Source organism: Gordonia sp. ABKF26, from assembly GCF_041103195.1.
GTDB lineage: Bacteria > Actinomycetota > Actinomycetes > Mycobacteriales > Mycobacteriaceae > Gordonia > Gordonia terrae.
In genome coordinates this window covers 2,806,209-2,820,921 of the sequence record NZ_JBGCVZ010000003.1, presented here as the reverse complement: position 1 = coordinate 2,820,921, position 14,713 = coordinate 2,806,209, and the positions used below count along the sequence as shown (strand labels likewise).

Annotated in this window: 11 protein-coding genes and 1 pseudogene; 5 read left to right on the top strand and 7 right to left on the bottom strand. The window is 67.9% G+C overall.

Annotation, left to right across the window (positions count from 1 at the left end; all coding sequences use genetic code 11):
- Positions 1–66: 66 nt before the first annotated feature.
- On the bottom strand, positions 67–789 hold the full coding sequence (locus AB4Z55_RS13160; protein WP_248642861.1) for a TetR/AcrR family transcriptional regulator: 723 nt from the start codon (positions 787–789) through the stop codon (positions 67–69).
- A gap of 44 nt (positions 790–833) precedes the next feature.
- Between AB4Z55_RS13160 and AB4Z55_RS13155 the strand changes: the two genes are divergently transcribed.
- Together AB4Z55_RS13155 and AB4Z55_RS13150 are read left to right on the top strand one after the other, a co-directional pair.
- Entirely contained in the window at positions 834–2,645 is a 1,812-nt protein-coding gene (locus tag AB4Z55_RS13155; protein ID WP_354563497.1) for a DEAD/DEAH box helicase, read from the top strand.
- Positions 2,642–3,265: an SWIM zinc finger family protein gene (locus AB4Z55_RS13150; protein WP_101821531.1), complete on the top strand. Its 624-nt coding sequence runs from the start codon at positions 2,642–2,644 to the stop codon at positions 3,263–3,265. Before AB4Z55_RS13155 ends, AB4Z55_RS13150 begins: the two co-directional genes overlap by 4 nt.
- Before the next feature lie 60 nt (positions 3,266–3,325).
- Here the strand turns inward: AB4Z55_RS13150 and rpsA are convergent, their stop codons facing one another.
- Positions 3,326–4,801, bottom strand: coding sequence for a 30S ribosomal protein S1 (gene rpsA, locus AB4Z55_RS13145; protein WP_004018874.1), 1,476 nt, complete (start codon positions 4,799–4,801; stop codon positions 3,326–3,328).
- A gap of 225 nt (positions 4,802–5,026) precedes the next feature.
- Here rpsA and AB4Z55_RS13140 point away from each other — a divergent pair, with 225 nt between their 5' ends.
- From AB4Z55_RS13140 to AB4Z55_RS13130, 3 genes and pseudogenes are all read left to right on the top strand, one after another.
- Positions 5,027–5,602, top strand: a complete 576-nt coding sequence (locus AB4Z55_RS13140; RefSeq protein ID WP_248642863.1) for a 2'-5' RNA ligase family protein — start codon at positions 5,027–5,029, stop codon at positions 5,600–5,602.
- A gap of 337 nt (positions 5,603–5,939) precedes the next feature.
- Positions 5,940–7,038: pseudogene (locus AB4Z55_RS13135) on the top strand (trans-aconitate 2-methyltransferase).
- 84 nt (positions 7,039–7,122) lie between these two features.
- Positions 7,123–7,986 (top strand): class I SAM-dependent methyltransferase, encoded by an 864-nt coding sequence (locus AB4Z55_RS13130; RefSeq protein WP_369519855.1) that lies wholly within the window; start codon positions 7,123–7,125, stop codon positions 7,984–7,986.
- 6 nt (positions 7,987–7,992) lie between these two features.
- Here the strand turns inward: AB4Z55_RS13130 and AB4Z55_RS13125 are convergent, their stop codons facing one another.
- The 5 genes from AB4Z55_RS13125 to polA all read right to left on the bottom strand — a co-directional run bounded on the left by AB4Z55_RS13125 (position 7,993) and on the right by polA (position 14,694).
- Positions 7,993–8,802 (bottom strand): amino acid ABC transporter ATP-binding protein, encoded by an 810-nt coding sequence (locus tag AB4Z55_RS13125; RefSeq protein WP_275447533.1) that lies wholly within the window; start codon positions 8,800–8,802, stop codon positions 7,993–7,995.
- On the bottom strand, positions 8,799–9,758 hold the full coding sequence (locus tag AB4Z55_RS13120) for an amino acid ABC transporter permease (protein ID WP_354563491.1): 960 nt from the start codon (positions 9,756–9,758) through the stop codon (positions 8,799–8,801). Before AB4Z55_RS13120 ends, AB4Z55_RS13125 begins: the two co-directional genes overlap by 4 nt.
- 1 nt (position 9,759) lies before the next feature.
- A complete protein-coding gene (locus AB4Z55_RS13115; RefSeq protein ID WP_064569801.1) occupies positions 9,760–10,659 on the bottom strand; it encodes an ABC transporter substrate-binding protein in 900 nt (299 codons plus the stop codon).
- Positions 10,660–10,828: 169 nt separating this feature from the next.
- On the bottom strand, positions 10,829–11,914 hold the full coding sequence (locus AB4Z55_RS13110; protein ID WP_248642866.1) for an isocitrate/isopropylmalate dehydrogenase family protein: 1,086 nt from the start codon (positions 11,912–11,914) through the stop codon (positions 10,829–10,831).
- Positions 11,914–14,694, bottom strand: coding sequence for a DNA polymerase I (polA, locus tag AB4Z55_RS13105; RefSeq protein ID WP_354563489.1), 2,781 nt, complete (start codon positions 14,692–14,694; stop codon positions 11,914–11,916). Before polA ends, AB4Z55_RS13110 begins: the two co-directional genes overlap by 1 nt.
- Positions 14,695–14,713 lie beyond the last annotated feature (19 nt).

Here is a 14,713-nt window from a genome sequence, read left to right as displayed (position 1 = left end):
TGTCAACAACGCATGGTTGCGGCGTCGCACCTCCACCACCATCGATCCGCACATCGACGCCGGACATCAGGACAGCAGTGGCTGCAATCCATCCAGGACGCGCGACAGCCCGAACTCGAAGGCCTCCTCGGGCGCACCGGGCGCCTGCCGGAGCTCGCCGACCGCAGTGCCGACCCGATCCGACAGCGGGAACGCGCCGTCGGGCACGACCGCCGCGAGTTCGGGCCCGACGATCTCCCACCAGTGCGCATCGCTCATCCCGGTCTCGGCCGCGGCCACCCTCTCCCCGACCGCCTCGCGGGCGTTACCGACCACGAAGGCTCCGATCAGCGCGATGATGTTGTCGCGCTGTACATCCGAGATGTCGAGCGGCTCGAGCAGCTCGAGCTGCCGCTCGTAGCGGGCGAGTCGGTGCGGCCCCAGCACCTGACGCCAGGGCGAGGCCTCCAGCAACCAGGGGTGCGTCAGACACTCGGCACGCAGAGCGCGAGCGACACCCGCCAGGGATTCCACGACTGTCGGCGAACACGGCGGCATCGGGGCGTCCGCCGCCACCTCGTCGACCATGAGCGCCACCAACACGTCACGTGTCGGTACGTAGGTGTACAGACTCATCGGCCCGACACCGAGATCGGAAGCCAGCGAGCGCATCGACACGGCGCCGAGTCCCCCCGCATCCGCGCGGCGGATCGCGGTGGTCACGATGTCGTCGACCGACACCCGCTGCCGCGGACCACGCCGCGGCCCCCCGGCGCCGCACTCGGCCCGCCACAGGAGGCGGACCAACATACGTGCATCATCAGCGGTCGACACGGCAACGCCTTTCCCGTACGGTGTACCGAGTATTTAACTCCGTACACCGTACCAAGAGGAGCGTCACGCTGACCAGACAGGCCACCTATCTGCCGGATCTCCATCAGTTCGCACTCTGGTCGTCGCATGATCCCGACGCCGGAAGCCGCGCGGACTCATGTCGCCTCGCGATTCCGGAGGGCGGCGATCTCGTCGTCCGTGACGTCGCTTGCGACATCGTCGACGTCCCGACGCTCCTCTCGGGTCACGCATCGGACGATCCGAGCAGGGTCGCCGAGTCGGTTCACGCGTGGCGACTCACGCTTGCCGGCGACACCTCGACGCAGCTACCTCTCGCCGCTCACGCCGAGGTCGACCCCACGGGAACCGCGATGACGACGGCCGAGTTCGCCCGCGCGGCTCTGCGGGACTGCCTGGTGGTGGAGGAAGCTCTGCGCGACAGGCTCCGGGCAAGCCTGCGGCCCTACCAGATCCGCGGCGTGGCGTGGCTCGCCCGAACCGCAGAGGTGACCGGCGGCGCCGTACTGGCCGACGAGATGGGACTCGGCAAGACCGTCCAGGCGATCGGGCTGTTGACACTACGCGCCCACGAGGGACCCCAGCTGGTCGTCTGCCCGACGAGTCTCGTCACCAACTGGACGCACGAGGTGGCCCGCTTCGCGCCCGCACTCGACGTCCACACCGGACCCCTCGAGGACGCCCCGGTCGCGGCCGGTTCGGTCACCGTGATCTCCTACGCACGACTGCGGTCGAGCGTCGACGTCGTGCGCCGGACTCGTTGGGCGACAATCGTGTTCGATGAGGCTCAGAACCTGAAGAACCCGCGGACCCAGGTCTCCCGCGCGGCCCGCTCCGTCGATGCCGGTGCTCGTGTCGCGTTGACGGGCACCCCGATCGAGAACAGTCTCGACGACCTCTGGGCGATCCTCCGCGTCACTGCGCCGGGGCTGTTCCCCCACCGGGCGGTGTTCCGGCGCCGGTTCACCAAGGCGGTGGACGACGGCGATACCGGAGCGCTGCAACGACTCCGGGTCGCGGTGTCACCGGTCATGCTGGCGCGCACCAAATCCCGGGTGGCGTCGGCGCTCCCACCGAAGATCCCGAATCCGGTTCTGGTCGACCTGACGGCCGAACAGGCGCAACTCTACGATGCTCACCTGGCGCGTGTGGAAGACGACGGCTTCGGCGATGGATTCGAAAGACACGGAAGGATTCTCGCCACCCTCACCCGCCTCAAGCAGATCTGCAACCACCCCGGTCTCGTCACCGGCGACACCCGGGTGCTCCCGGGCCGTTCGGGCAAACTCGACGTGTGCGCGGAGATCCTCGGCGAGAATCTACGCACCGATTCCCCCACCCTCGTCTTCACCCAGTATCGCGACACCGGTGAACTGCTCGTCCGTCACTTCGCCGAACAGTTCGCAGTCGACGCCCCGTTCTTCCACGGCGGCCTCCCGGCGAGTCGGCGCGACGAACTCGTCGCCGACTTCCAGTCGGGCCGCGGCCCCGGGATCATGGTGATGAGTCTCAAGGCCGGTGGCGTCGGGCTCACACTCACACGCGCCTGCGACGTCATCCATTTCGACCGCTGGTGGAATCCGGCGGTCGAAGCCCAGGCCTCGGATCGCGTGCACCGCATCGGCCAGGAGCGTCCGGTCACGATCACCACCCTCACGACGGCCACCTCGCTCGAGGAACACATCGACGACCTGCACCGGCGCAAGTCCGCACTCGGCACGCACGCCGACGACTCGTCGGCCCTCGCGGAACTGACCGGCCTCAGCGACGAACGGTTGATCGACGTCCTTCGCCGCAATCGGGAGGTCCGATGACCAACTCACCCGCCGAGTTCGGTTTCAGCCGCTGGGGCGCCGAGATCGTCCGGCTCGCCGAGCCCATCGCGACCCGCTCACCGAACCCGGTGGCGCCGCGCGCCCGCAGTGTCGCCCGCAACGGTGGCGTCGCCCTGACCGTCGAGGGACGTTCGGTCAGCGGACTGGTCCAGCGAGGTGGCCAGGCGTCCGTGGCACACCTGGAATTCGAGCCGATGAGCTCGGCCACCGCGTCGGCTCTGCGCGAGCTGCTCGGCGCGTCCACCGAGCCGACCGACGACATGCACCGCAAGCTGGTCGAGGCGGCGTCGTGGTCCGCTGCGGGTCTCGACGTCGCGGACTGTTCATGTCGGGCTCGCGGCGATCGGTGCCTGCACATCCTCGCCACCTTGTACGCACTCGCCGCGGCGATCGATCGAGAACCCGCCCTGGCCCTTCGGCTACGCGACTTCGAGGGTCCGCTCGACGGCGCGCCCGGCGACGACACATCGGACCCGGACGGAGTATCGCGCCGGACGCCCCCACGCTGGTCGGCACTGACGGCCTTCGATGTCCGCGACTATTGGCAGACCGGGCCGCACGGGGAGCGCCAAGACCCGCCCGGCACGGACGAGATATGAGAGAAGCCCTCCCGGTTTTCCCCGGGAGGGCTTCTCTCATGTGCTCAGTGAGCGTGCGTGTCAGGCGTTGCCGGACAGCTTCTCGCGCAGGGCGGCGAGCTGCTCGTCGCTGGCCAGCGAACCGCCGGCCGACGATCCACCGGTCGAGCTGCTGGACGAGGAACCTCCGCGGCTCTCCGACGCCGACGAGTAGTCGGTCGGGGCGTTGGCGGCCTCGGCGGCAGCAGCGGCGAACTTCTCCATCTGGGCGGTGTGCATCTTGTGGCGACGCTCGGCCTCGGCGTACCGGGCCTCCCATGCCTCGCGCTGCTTCTCGAAGCCTTCGAGCCATTCGTTGGTCTCGGCATCGAAGCCCTCGGGGAAGATGTAGTTGCCCTGCTCGTCGTAGCTGTCGGCCATGCCGTACTTCGACGGGTCGAACTCCTCGGTGTAGTCCTCGTTGGCCTGCTTGAGGCTCAGCGAGATCCGGCGACGCTCCAGGTCGATGTCGATGACCTTGACCATCGCGTCGTCACCGACGGCGACAACCTGATCCGGCACCTCGACGTGACGCTCGGCGAGCTCGGAGATGTGGACCAGACCCTCGATGCCCTCGTCGACGCGGACGAACGCACCGAACGGCACCAGCTTGGTGACCTTGCCCGGCACGATCTGGCCGATGGCGTGGGTGCGGGCGAACTGACGCCACGGATCTTCCTGGGTTGCCTTGAGCGACAGCGACACACGCTCGCGGTCCAGATCGACGTCGAGGACCTCGACGGTGACCTCGTCGCCGACTGCGACGACCTCGGACGGGTGATCGATGTGCTTCCAGGACAGCTCGGAGACGTGGACCAGACCGTCGACGCCGCCGAGATCGACGAACGCACCGAAGTTGACGATCGAGGACACGACGCCCTTGCGGACCTGGCCCTTCTGCAGCTGGTGCAGGAACTCGCTGCGGACCTCGGACTGGGTCTGCTCGAGCCATGCACGACGCGACAGGACCACGTTGTTGCGGTTCTTGTCGAGCTCGATGATCTTGGCCTCGATCTCCTTGCCGATGTACGGCTGCAGATCGCGGACACGACGCATCTCCACGAGCGATGCCGGGAGGAAGCCGCGCAGGCCGATGTCCAGGATCAGGCCGCCCTTGACGACCTCGATGACGGTGCCCTTGACGGCCTCGTCCTTCTCCTTGAGCTCCTCGATGGTGCCCCAGGCACGCTCGTACTGCGCACGCTTCTTGGAGAGGATCAGACGACCTTCTTTGTCCTCCTTGGTGAGGACCAGGGCCTCGACCTCGTCACCGACGTTGACGACCTCGTTGGGGTCCACGTCGTGCTTGATCGACAGTTCGCGAGAAGGGATGACGCCTTCGGTCTTGTAACCGATGTCGAGCAGAACCTCGTCCCGATCGACCTTGACGATGGTGCCTTCCACGATGTCGCCATCGTTGAAGTACTTGATCGTGGAGTCGATGGCGGCGAGAAAGTCCTCGGCAGTGCCGATGTCATTGACGGCTACTTGCGGCGAGGTGATCGTGGGGGACGACATATGTTGAGTTGCTCCGGACAGGTGTGTAGTAGGTACGATTCGGAAAAGCGCTGTTGATCGACACCACCTGGACCGGCCTGTCACCGGTCAGGGCAGGTGCGAACCGCGCGTCATCGGGCACACGCGCGTGTAGAAGCCTACTCCAGCGGCGTTGTGCTGGGCAAATGGCTCGTCTCGCGAGGCCGCCGAGACGTGCGGCCCAGCGGAAAATGAGACGATGCCCACGTGGCACACTCCCTCGAACTCCTCCTCGACGACTCGTCCGACCAGCAGGTTCGGGCCGAATGGGATGCGCTGGCCGCAGCCGGACTGCCTCATCAGGGACGCGTCGCGTCGGCCACCAACCGCCCGCACGTGACGCTCGCGGCCGCGTCGCGCATCGATCCCCAGGCCGACGCGGCGTTGGCCGGGGTCGCCATGCGCCTCCCGGTCGGCATGCGACTCGGCGCCCCGATCCTCTTCGGAGCCGCCGGCCGGTCCACACTCGCGCGGCTCGTGGTGCCGTCGACCGAACTCCTCTCGGCCCACGCTCAGGTCTGCCGACTGGCGGCCGGGTTCATCGGGTCCCGACCGGCCGGTTCCGCAACGTCGCCCGGACACCACGGGACTGCGTTCGCGCACACGACCCCCGGCCGGTGGACGCCGCACGTCACCCTGGCGCGGCGGATGGACGCCGAGCAGCTCGCCCGCGCGTTGGTCGTCCTCGACCTGCGCGCCGAGATCGCCGGTGAGTTCACCGCACTCCGTCGCTGGGACCCGGACGAGGGAACCGACGTCATACTCGCGGGGCGAGCCTGCTGATCGAAGGGCGTCGACGGACCGCACGGAGCAGCCGACGAGAGCCGAATGGGCGATCAGGCTGACGGGCGGCCGGAGCCGCGCGCTCCGGGCAACGCGCCGAGGAGACGACGAACCCGGGACTTCCGCCGGAAGCGAGGGCAGTCACCCGCGCCGCACAGCGCGCAGTCGGTCCCCGCCCGATAGTGCTCATGAGCCGCTCGGTCGTGACCGCATCGGCAAGTCTCGTCGCCCACGACGCACAGGTTACGCACTCCCGAACCGGCGGTCCGGCGAAGTTCGCGCGACCGCGTTCGCCGAAACGAGGGCGCGCCGCCCGGACTCGGCCACATCATGGTTCATGACCGAAGCAGCGGGTGGCCACCCTGACCGGCCGGGACCGAGTGCCGACGAGTTCGCCGAGCGCCTCTTCGGCTCCGCCCTCGCCACCGCCGAGACGCTGAGCGTGTATCTCGGTGAGCGCCTCGGGTGGTACCGGTGCCTGGCCGAGGCGGGACCACTCACCGCCGACGGACTGGCCGAGCACACCGAGACCAACGCGCGGTACGCCCGGGAGTGGCTCGAGATGCAGTGCGCCTTCGGCATTCTCGACGCCGACCTGACCTCGCGGCCGCCCACCTTTTGCGATCTCGCCCGGCGTCGCCGAGGTGCTCACCGACACCTCGAGCCTGTCGTATCTGGGTGCCCTCCCGCGCATGTTCGCGGCGTCGGCTCGCCACCTGCCCGAACTGCTCGACGCCTATCGGCACGGTGGTGGCGTGAGCTGGGCGACCCTGGGCGCCGACGCGCGGGAGTGCCAGGCAGATCTCAACCGGCCCTGGTTCGACGCCCGGCTCGCGCCGGCGCTCGCCGGTGTCGAACACCTCCACACGCGTCTGTCGCGGCCCGGCGCCCGCATCGCCGACGTCGGCTTCGGGGCAGGGCATTCCACCATCGCACTCGCTCGTGCCTACCCGGAGGCGACCTTCGTCGGCCTCGATGTCGACGAGGCATCCGTCGAGATGGCCCGCGCGCACGCCGCAACCGCGGGGGTCTCCGAGCGCGTGACATTCCTCGTGGCCGACGGTGACGAGGCGACGGCGCACGGCCCGTTCGACGCCGCGTTCGCGTTCGAGTGTCTCCACGACATGCCCCGCCCCGTCCAGGTTCTCGCGGCGGTCCGTCGCGCACTGACACCGGAGGCGTCACTGATCGTCATGGACGAGGCGGTGTCCGACGAGTTCAGCGGTCCGGCAGACGAACTCGACAAGATCATGTACGGGTTCTCGCTGTTCGTCTGTCTGCCGGACTCGATGAGTTCGCCGCCGTCGGCGGCGACCGGCACCGTGTTCCGGCCGTCGACCGTGAGGCAGTACGCCCGCGACGCGGGATACACCGACGTGGAGGTCCTCCCCATCGAGGACTTCAGCTTCTTCCGCTTCTACGAGCTCACGACCTGACCGGCGCCGGCGAGCGCTGCCGGTCGGGTCGACACCATGGGCCGGCGGAAGTGGCCGCCACGACCCGGGCCCTATCATCGCAGGATGTCCCCCAACCAGGCCGAACCCGCGGACACGACGTCGAACGAACCGGCAGCAGGCCGTCCCCCGAGGATTCTCGGCGACGTCGACTCCACGTCCAGCGACCGTGCCAACCGTTGGTGGTGGGATCACGACGCGGAGAACTACCACGTCGAGCACGGCGAGTTTCTCGGCGCGCATGCCGCAGGCGGTGACTTCGTCTGGTGTCCGGAGGGACTCCGTGAGTCCGACGTCGGCCTCCTCGGGGACATCGACGGGCGTCACATCCTCGAGATCGGTTGCGGTTCGGCGCCGTGCGCCCGATGGCTGTCCGCCCATGGCGCCCACGCGGTGGGCGTGGATCTGTCCCGGCGGATGCTGGGCATCGGACTCGACGCGATGGCCGCCGAGGGCGTGCGGGTACCGCTCGTGCAGGCCACCGCGGAGACGCTGCCCTTCGCCGCCGAATCGTTCGACACCGCATGCTCGGCATTCGGCGCGGTACCGTTCGTCGCCGACTCCGCCGGCGTGATGAGCGAGGTCGCGCGAGTGCTGAAACACGGTGGCCGTTGGGTTTTCGCCGTCAACCACCCGATGCGCTGGATGTTCCTCGACGACCCCGGGCCGGAGGGGTTGACCGTCCGGATACCGTATTTCAACCGCACGCCGTACACCGAGACCGATGCCGACGGCAGGCTGACCTACGTCGAGCACCACCGCACCATCGGTGACCGTGTCCGTGAAATCCGTACGGCCGGATTCGTCCTCGACGACATCATCGAACCCGAATGGCCGGACGGTTTCGACCGGACATGGGGCCAGTGGAGTCCGTTGCGGGGCAGCTACTTTCCGGGAACAGCGATCTTCTGCAGCCACAAGGCCGGCTGACGGCTGTCACAGCAGTTTCGACAGGAACTCCCGGGTACGCTGTTCTTTCGGGTCGGAGAGGACCTCGCGGGGATCGCCCCGTTCCACGACGACGCCGCCGTCCATGAACACGAGTTGATCCGCGACCTCCCGGGCAAAGCCCATCTCGTGGGTGACGACCATCATCGTCATCCCCGAAGCGGCGAGCTCGCGCATCACCTTCAGCACGTCCCCGACGAGTTCGGGGTCGAGTGCCGAGGTGGGCTCGTCGAAGAGCATGAGCTTGGGGTCCATGGCAAGTGCGCGCGCGATCGCGACGCGTTGCTGCTGGCCGCCCGACAGCTGCGCCGGGTAGGCGTCGGCCCGTGTGGACAGCCCGACCCGATCCAGCAGATAGCGGGCCTTGTCGACCGCTTCCGAACGCGACTGCCGCTTCACCTGCATCGGCGCCTCGATCACGTTCTCGAGGGCCGTGCGGTGCGGGAACAGATTGAAATGCTGGAACACCATGCCGATGTCGCGGCGCTGGGTGGCCGCGTCCTTGGCGCTCATCTCGTAGAGCTTGCCGCTGCGTTCGCGATACCCGATCAGATCACCGTCGACGTAGAGCCGGCCGGCGTTGACGACCTCCAGGTGGTTCACACACCGCAAGAACGTGGACTTCCCCGAGCCCGACGGTCCGATGAGGCACAGCACCTCGCCGCGTGCGACCTCCAGCGAGATCCCCTTGAGGACCTGCACCGAGCCGAAACTCTTGCAGACACGGTCGGCCACCACCATCGGCGTCGGTGACCCGCCGGGGTTGGCCGGACCGGCCGTGTGCTCTCCCGGGCTCATGCCTTCTCTCCCCCTGCCGGGCCGGCGGCGCCGCCGGGGGCCGTGGCCGCCCCCTCGGCCATCGTCTTGAGCTGTCGCGCGGTCAGCGCCCGGGTCGCGCCCTTGGCGTAGTAGCGCTCGACGTAGTACTGACCCACCATCAGGACACTGGTGATGACGAGGTACCAGGTCGATGCGACCAGCAGCAACGGGATCGGCTCGAAGATCACACCGGAGATGTCGCGCTGGCGGCCGTAGAGGTCGAGTGTCAGCGGCACCGCTGCCACCAGGCTGGTGGTCTTGAGCATGCTGATCAGTTCGTTGCCGGTGGGTGGGATGATGACCCGCATGGCCTGCGGCAGGACCGTGCGTCGCATCGTCTGCGACCACGACATGCCCAACGCCACCGAGGCCTCCGTCTGCCCCTCACCGACCGATGACACACCGGCGCGGACTATCTCGGCCATGTACGCGGCCTCGTTGAGACCCAGACCGATCACCGCGAAGAGGAACGCGGCGTTGAGGGTCTGGATGTCGAGGGTCACGAACTGGTGCACGAATGGGATGCCGAGGTCGATCTGCTTGTAGATCGCCGGGAACAGGCCCCAGAACACCAGCTGGACGTACACGGGTGTGCCGCGGAAGATCCACAGGTAGACCCACGACGTCCCGCGCAACACCGGGTTCGGGCTCAGCCGCATGATCGCCAGGAGGACACCGAGCACGATGGCGATCGCCATCGACAGCAGGGTCAGGGCCAGGGTGTACCCGACACCCGACAGGATGCGCGAATCGAAGAGGTAGTTGCCGTACGTGCCCCAGCTGTAGGCCTCGTTGGTGGCGGCACCATAGATGAACAGTGCGGCCAGCACGACGATGATCACCGCGGCGATCCACTGCCCGGGTCGGCGCAGCGGAACCGCCTTGATCGGTTCCGGTTCGGTCGATGTGGCGGGGTCGGCGTGTGGTGACGTCACCTCAGTTCACCGCCCCGTTGATGACGGAGACATCGATCATCCCCTCCTCGAGGCCCCAGTTGGCCGCGATCTGTTCGTACTGTCCGTTGTCGATGAGGTACTGCACGGCGCGCTGCATCGCGACCGCGAGCGGCGAACCCTTCCGGATGGCCCAGCCGTAAGGCGCGGAGTCGAAGATGCCGCCGGCCGGCGTCAATCGGCCGTCCGTCCGCTTGATGGCGTAGGCGGTGACCGGCGAGTCGGCCGACATCGCGTCCACGCGCCCGAGGATCAGCGCATTGACCGCCTCGTCCTGGCTGTCGAACCTGACCTTGTCGATTGCCGGTTTCCCCGCAGCCACGCAGGCCGCGCTCTTGGCCGGGACCTCGTCGGTGTCCTCGTAGGTGGTCGTCTGGACTGCGACCCGGAGACCACAGGCGTTGTCCGGATCGATGTCGTCGTCGTTGTCGGTGGCCTGCGCCCACTGCACACCCGCGCTGTAGTAGGTCACGAAGTCGACCTGCTTCTCGCGTTCGAGTGTGTCGGTGAACGAGGACATGCCGACCTGGTAGGTGCCGGCCTGGATCGACGGGATGATCGTGTCGAACTGGGACTCCTTGTAGTCGGGTACGAGTCCGAGAACCTTGCCGACGGCGTTCATCAGGTCGACGTCGTAACCGACGATCTTTCCCGACGCGTCCTTGTACTCGTTCGGCTGGTACGGGATGTTGACCCCGACGATGAGGCGTCCGGTGCGGGCGATCTCGGGTGGGACGAGAGCCGAGATCTCCGGCACCTTCGCCACGTCGATGTCGATCGGGGTGACCTGGTTCGCACGCTCCCGCGCTTCGTTGTCCACGCATCCGGTCACCACGACCAGGACGGCGAGCACGACGCCGAGCCAACGAGCCACCCGCGTCACACCACTTCCCTCCGTCCGGCCGAGCGCATCAACTCACTGTAGTTTGCCTGCTGCACCCCGGCTCGATACCCGCGATTCACGCGTGTTCGTTCCCGGACTCCTGGTTCACGCGGGTGCGAGTGCGCGCGACTGCCGTCCAGGGAGCCGTAGGCGGTCGCTCGCGCTCCCGTCAGCCCTCCGCGATGCGCTGACCCACCGCGGCCGCGAACTCCGCGGTGGTGGCGTCGCCACCGAGGTCGCCCGTCGCGGTGTGCGCGAGTGTGTCGGCGACCGCGGCGTCGATCCGGGCCCCGGCCGCGACCAGCGCCGCGTCCTCGGTCATCTGGCCGAAGCGTCTGAATCCCATTGCCACCGAGGCGATCATGGCGACCGGGTTCGCGATGCCGCGCCCGGCGATATCGGGCGCCGCACCGTGCGATGCCTGCGCCATCACGCGGGTCTCCGAGCTGTTGACGGAACCGGCGATGCCCAGCGATCCGGCGAGCTCTCCAGCGAGGTCGGACAAGACGTCACCGAAGAGGTTCTCGGTCACGAGGACGTCGAAATCGGCGGGGCGCCGAACCAGCAGGGCCGCCATGGCATCGACGTGTTGCTCGGACACCTCGACCTCGGGGAAGTCGGCGGCGACGGCGCGGCACGCATCTCGGAACAGTCCGGTGGTCATCCGCAAGACATTGGCTTTGTGCACGATCGTCAGTCGCGGTTGCCGGTCGGAACCCGCACGCTCGATCGCGGCTGCGCATGCGACCCGCGCGATGCGCTCCGACGCCGCACGGGTGACGAGCCCGACCGCGAGGGCCACATCCGGAGTCGGCATGAACTCGCCGCTTCCGACCGCCATGTTGCGGTCGGCGTAGAAACCCTCGGAGTTCTCCCGCACGATCAGCACATCGATGTCCGGCCGCAGCGCCGGGACACCGGCAAAGGCCCGAGCGGGACGGAGATTCGCGAACAGTTCGTACCGGGTTCGGAGCGTTGCTCCCGGAGTGCGATCGCCGTGACCGGGCGGGTAGGCCGCCGAGTCGTGGGGTCCGACGATCCAGAATCCGAGGCCGTCGAGAGCCGTCAGCGTCTGCTCGGGCACCGGATCACCGTGCGAGGCGATGGCAGACAACCCGAAAGGCAATTCCTGCCAGTCGATCTCGATCGACTCCGCGGCGGCGGCCGCGTCCGCGACCGACACCGCGGCGGGGACGATCTCCGGCCCGATCCCGTCGCCGGTGAGGACGCCGAAAGTTCTCTCGCCCACGCCCATCAGTGCGCTGCGTCGTCCCAGGACCGCCCGAAACCGACCGACACCTCCAGGGGCACCGACAAGGTGATGGCGTTGCCCATCTCCTCGCGCACCACCGCTTCGACGGCGTCCCGCTCACCGGCGGCGACCTCGATCACGAGTTCGTCGTGGACCTGGAGAAGGGTCCGCGATGTGAGACCTTCGGCCGCAAGGCGCTTGTGGACGTTGATCATCGCGACCTTGATGATGTCCGCGGCGGTGCCCTGGATGGGCGCGTTGAGCGCCATGCGCTCGGCGGACTGCCGCCGCTGCCAGTTGTCGCTGTTCAGATCCGGCAGGTAGCGGCGCCTGCCGAACAGGGTCGCGGTGTACTCGTTGCGGCGGGCCTCGGCGACGACGTCGTGCAGGTAGTCGCGCACTCCGCCGAAGCGCGCGAAGTATGCCTCCATCTGCTCCTTGGCCTCGTCGCGGCTGATCTTCAGCTGCGCCGCGAGCCCGAACGCACTGAGGCCGTAAGCAAGTCCGTACGACATCGCCTTCACCCGGTGACGCATCTCGGTGGTGACCTCGTCGATCGGCACCCCGAAGGCGCGCGACCCGACGAAGTTGTGCAGGTCCTCGCCGGTGTTGAACGCCTCGATCAGACCCGCATCCTCCGACAGATGCGCCATGATCCGCATCTCGATCTGGCTGTAGTCGGCGGTCATGAGGCAGTCGTAGGGAACACCGGTCGCGGTGTCGGCGCCGACGACGAAGCCGCGCCGGATCTCCCGCCCGGCCTCGGTGCGTACCGGGATGTTCTGCAGGTTCGGCTCGGTGGACGAGAGGCGCCCGGTCGCGGCGATCGTCTGATTGAACGTCGTGTGGATGCGCCCGTCGTCGGCGACCGACTTCAGGAGTCCGTCGACGGTGACCTTCAGTCGTGTCGCATCGCGGTGCTCGAGAAGATGGGCCAGGAAGGGGTGTTCGGTCTTCTCGTAGAGCGACTGCAGCGCGTCGGCGTCGGTGGTGTAACCGGTCTTGGTCTTCTTCGTCTTCGGCATGTCCAGCTTGTCGAAGAGGACGGTCTGCAACTGCTTGGGTGAGCCGAGATTGATCTGCTCCCCGATGACCTCGTACGCCGCCTCGGCAGCGGCACGGATGCGGTCGGCGAACATCCGCTCGAGGGCGCCGAAGTGATCGACGTCGACCGCGATGCCCGCCGACTCGGCGTCGGCCAGCACGAACGACAGCGGCAACTCCATCTCGGTCAGCAGCGGCTTGGAGTCGATCCGGTCCAGCTCCGTGTCGAGCGTGTCGGCCAGTTCCTGGACAGCACGTGCCTCGAGCATGTGTTGTTCGGCGACGCGGCCGTCGGAATCGTCGTCGAGCAGCGACATCTGGCCATCGCCGGGCCCGCCGTCGGCACGGAGTTCGCGACGCAGGTAGCGCAGCGCGAGGTCGTCGAGATTGAAGGTGCGCTGCCCGGGCCGGACGAGGTAGGCCGCGAGCGAGGTGTCACTGGTGACACCGTCGAGCGTCCAACCGCGCGACCGGAGTGCGTGCACAGCCCACTTCGCCTCGTGGACCGCTTTGAGTGCCGACGGGTCGGCGAACCACTCCCCCAGTGCCGCTTCGTCTTCGGGGGTCAGTGCGGTCACGTCGACATAGGCCGACGACCCGTCGGCCGCTGCGATCGCCACACCCGACGGGTCCGACCCGACGACGACGTGCGGCGCGGTCACTGCAAGACCGACCCGGCCGGTCCGGGCGTGCGCGGTGAGCCACTCGCCGACCTCGCCGGCACCCAGGACCGCGCCGTCGAGATCGAAGCCCGCTTCCGCTTCGGGCTCAACGGAACTCAGCGTCGAGAAGAGCCGGTCCCGCAACACCCGGAACTCCAGGTCGTCGAACAGTTGGTGGATGCGATCGCGGTCCCACCCGACCATGGCCAGGTCGTCGGGGGACGCCGGCAGCTGCATGTCCCGGACGAGCTCGGTGAGCTGCCGATTGGTCTGCACCGACGCCAGATGCGCCCGCAACGCGTCGCCCACCTTGCCCTTGACCTCGTCGACGTGATCGACGAGCGCGGCGAGCGATCCGTACTCGCGGATCCACTTGGACGCGGTCTTCTCGCCGACTCCGGGTATGCCCGGGAGGTTGTCGCTGGGGTCGCCGCGCAGCGCCGCGTAGTCCGGGTACTGGGTGGGGGTGAGACCGTACTTCTTCTCGACCTCCTCGGGCGTGAAGCGGGTGAGGTCGGACACTCCCTTGCGCGGGTAGAGCACGGTTGTCGACGCGTCGACGAGCTGCAGTGAGTCGCGGTCACCGGTGACGATCAGGACCTTGTATCCGTCCTCACGGGCCCGGGTCGCCAGGGTCGCGATGATGTCGTCGGCCTCGTAGCCCTCGATGGCCAGCACCGAGACGCCCAGCGCATCGAGGACCTCCTTGGTGAGGTCGACCTGGCCGTTGAACTCGTCGGGCGACTTCGACCGCTGCGCCTTGTACTCGGGGTACATCTCCGACCGGAAGGTCTTCCGTGAGACGTCGAAGGCGGCGGCGATGTGCGTGGGCTCCTCGTCGCGCAACAGGTTGATCAGCATCGAGGTGAAGCCGTAGACGGCGTTGGTCGTCTGGCCGGAATGCGTCTTGAAGTTCTCCGCGGGAAGCGCGAAGAACGCCCGGTAGGCCAGGGAGTGTCCGTCGAGCAGCATCAACACCGGCTGCTTGGTCTTGCCCTTGGCGCGGGGTGCCGCTGTGCCCGTCGATCCGGGTGCCTTGGCGGGGGTCGTTGCCGGGGAACTCTGCGCTGGACTCACAGTCGCCGAGTCTAGTGAC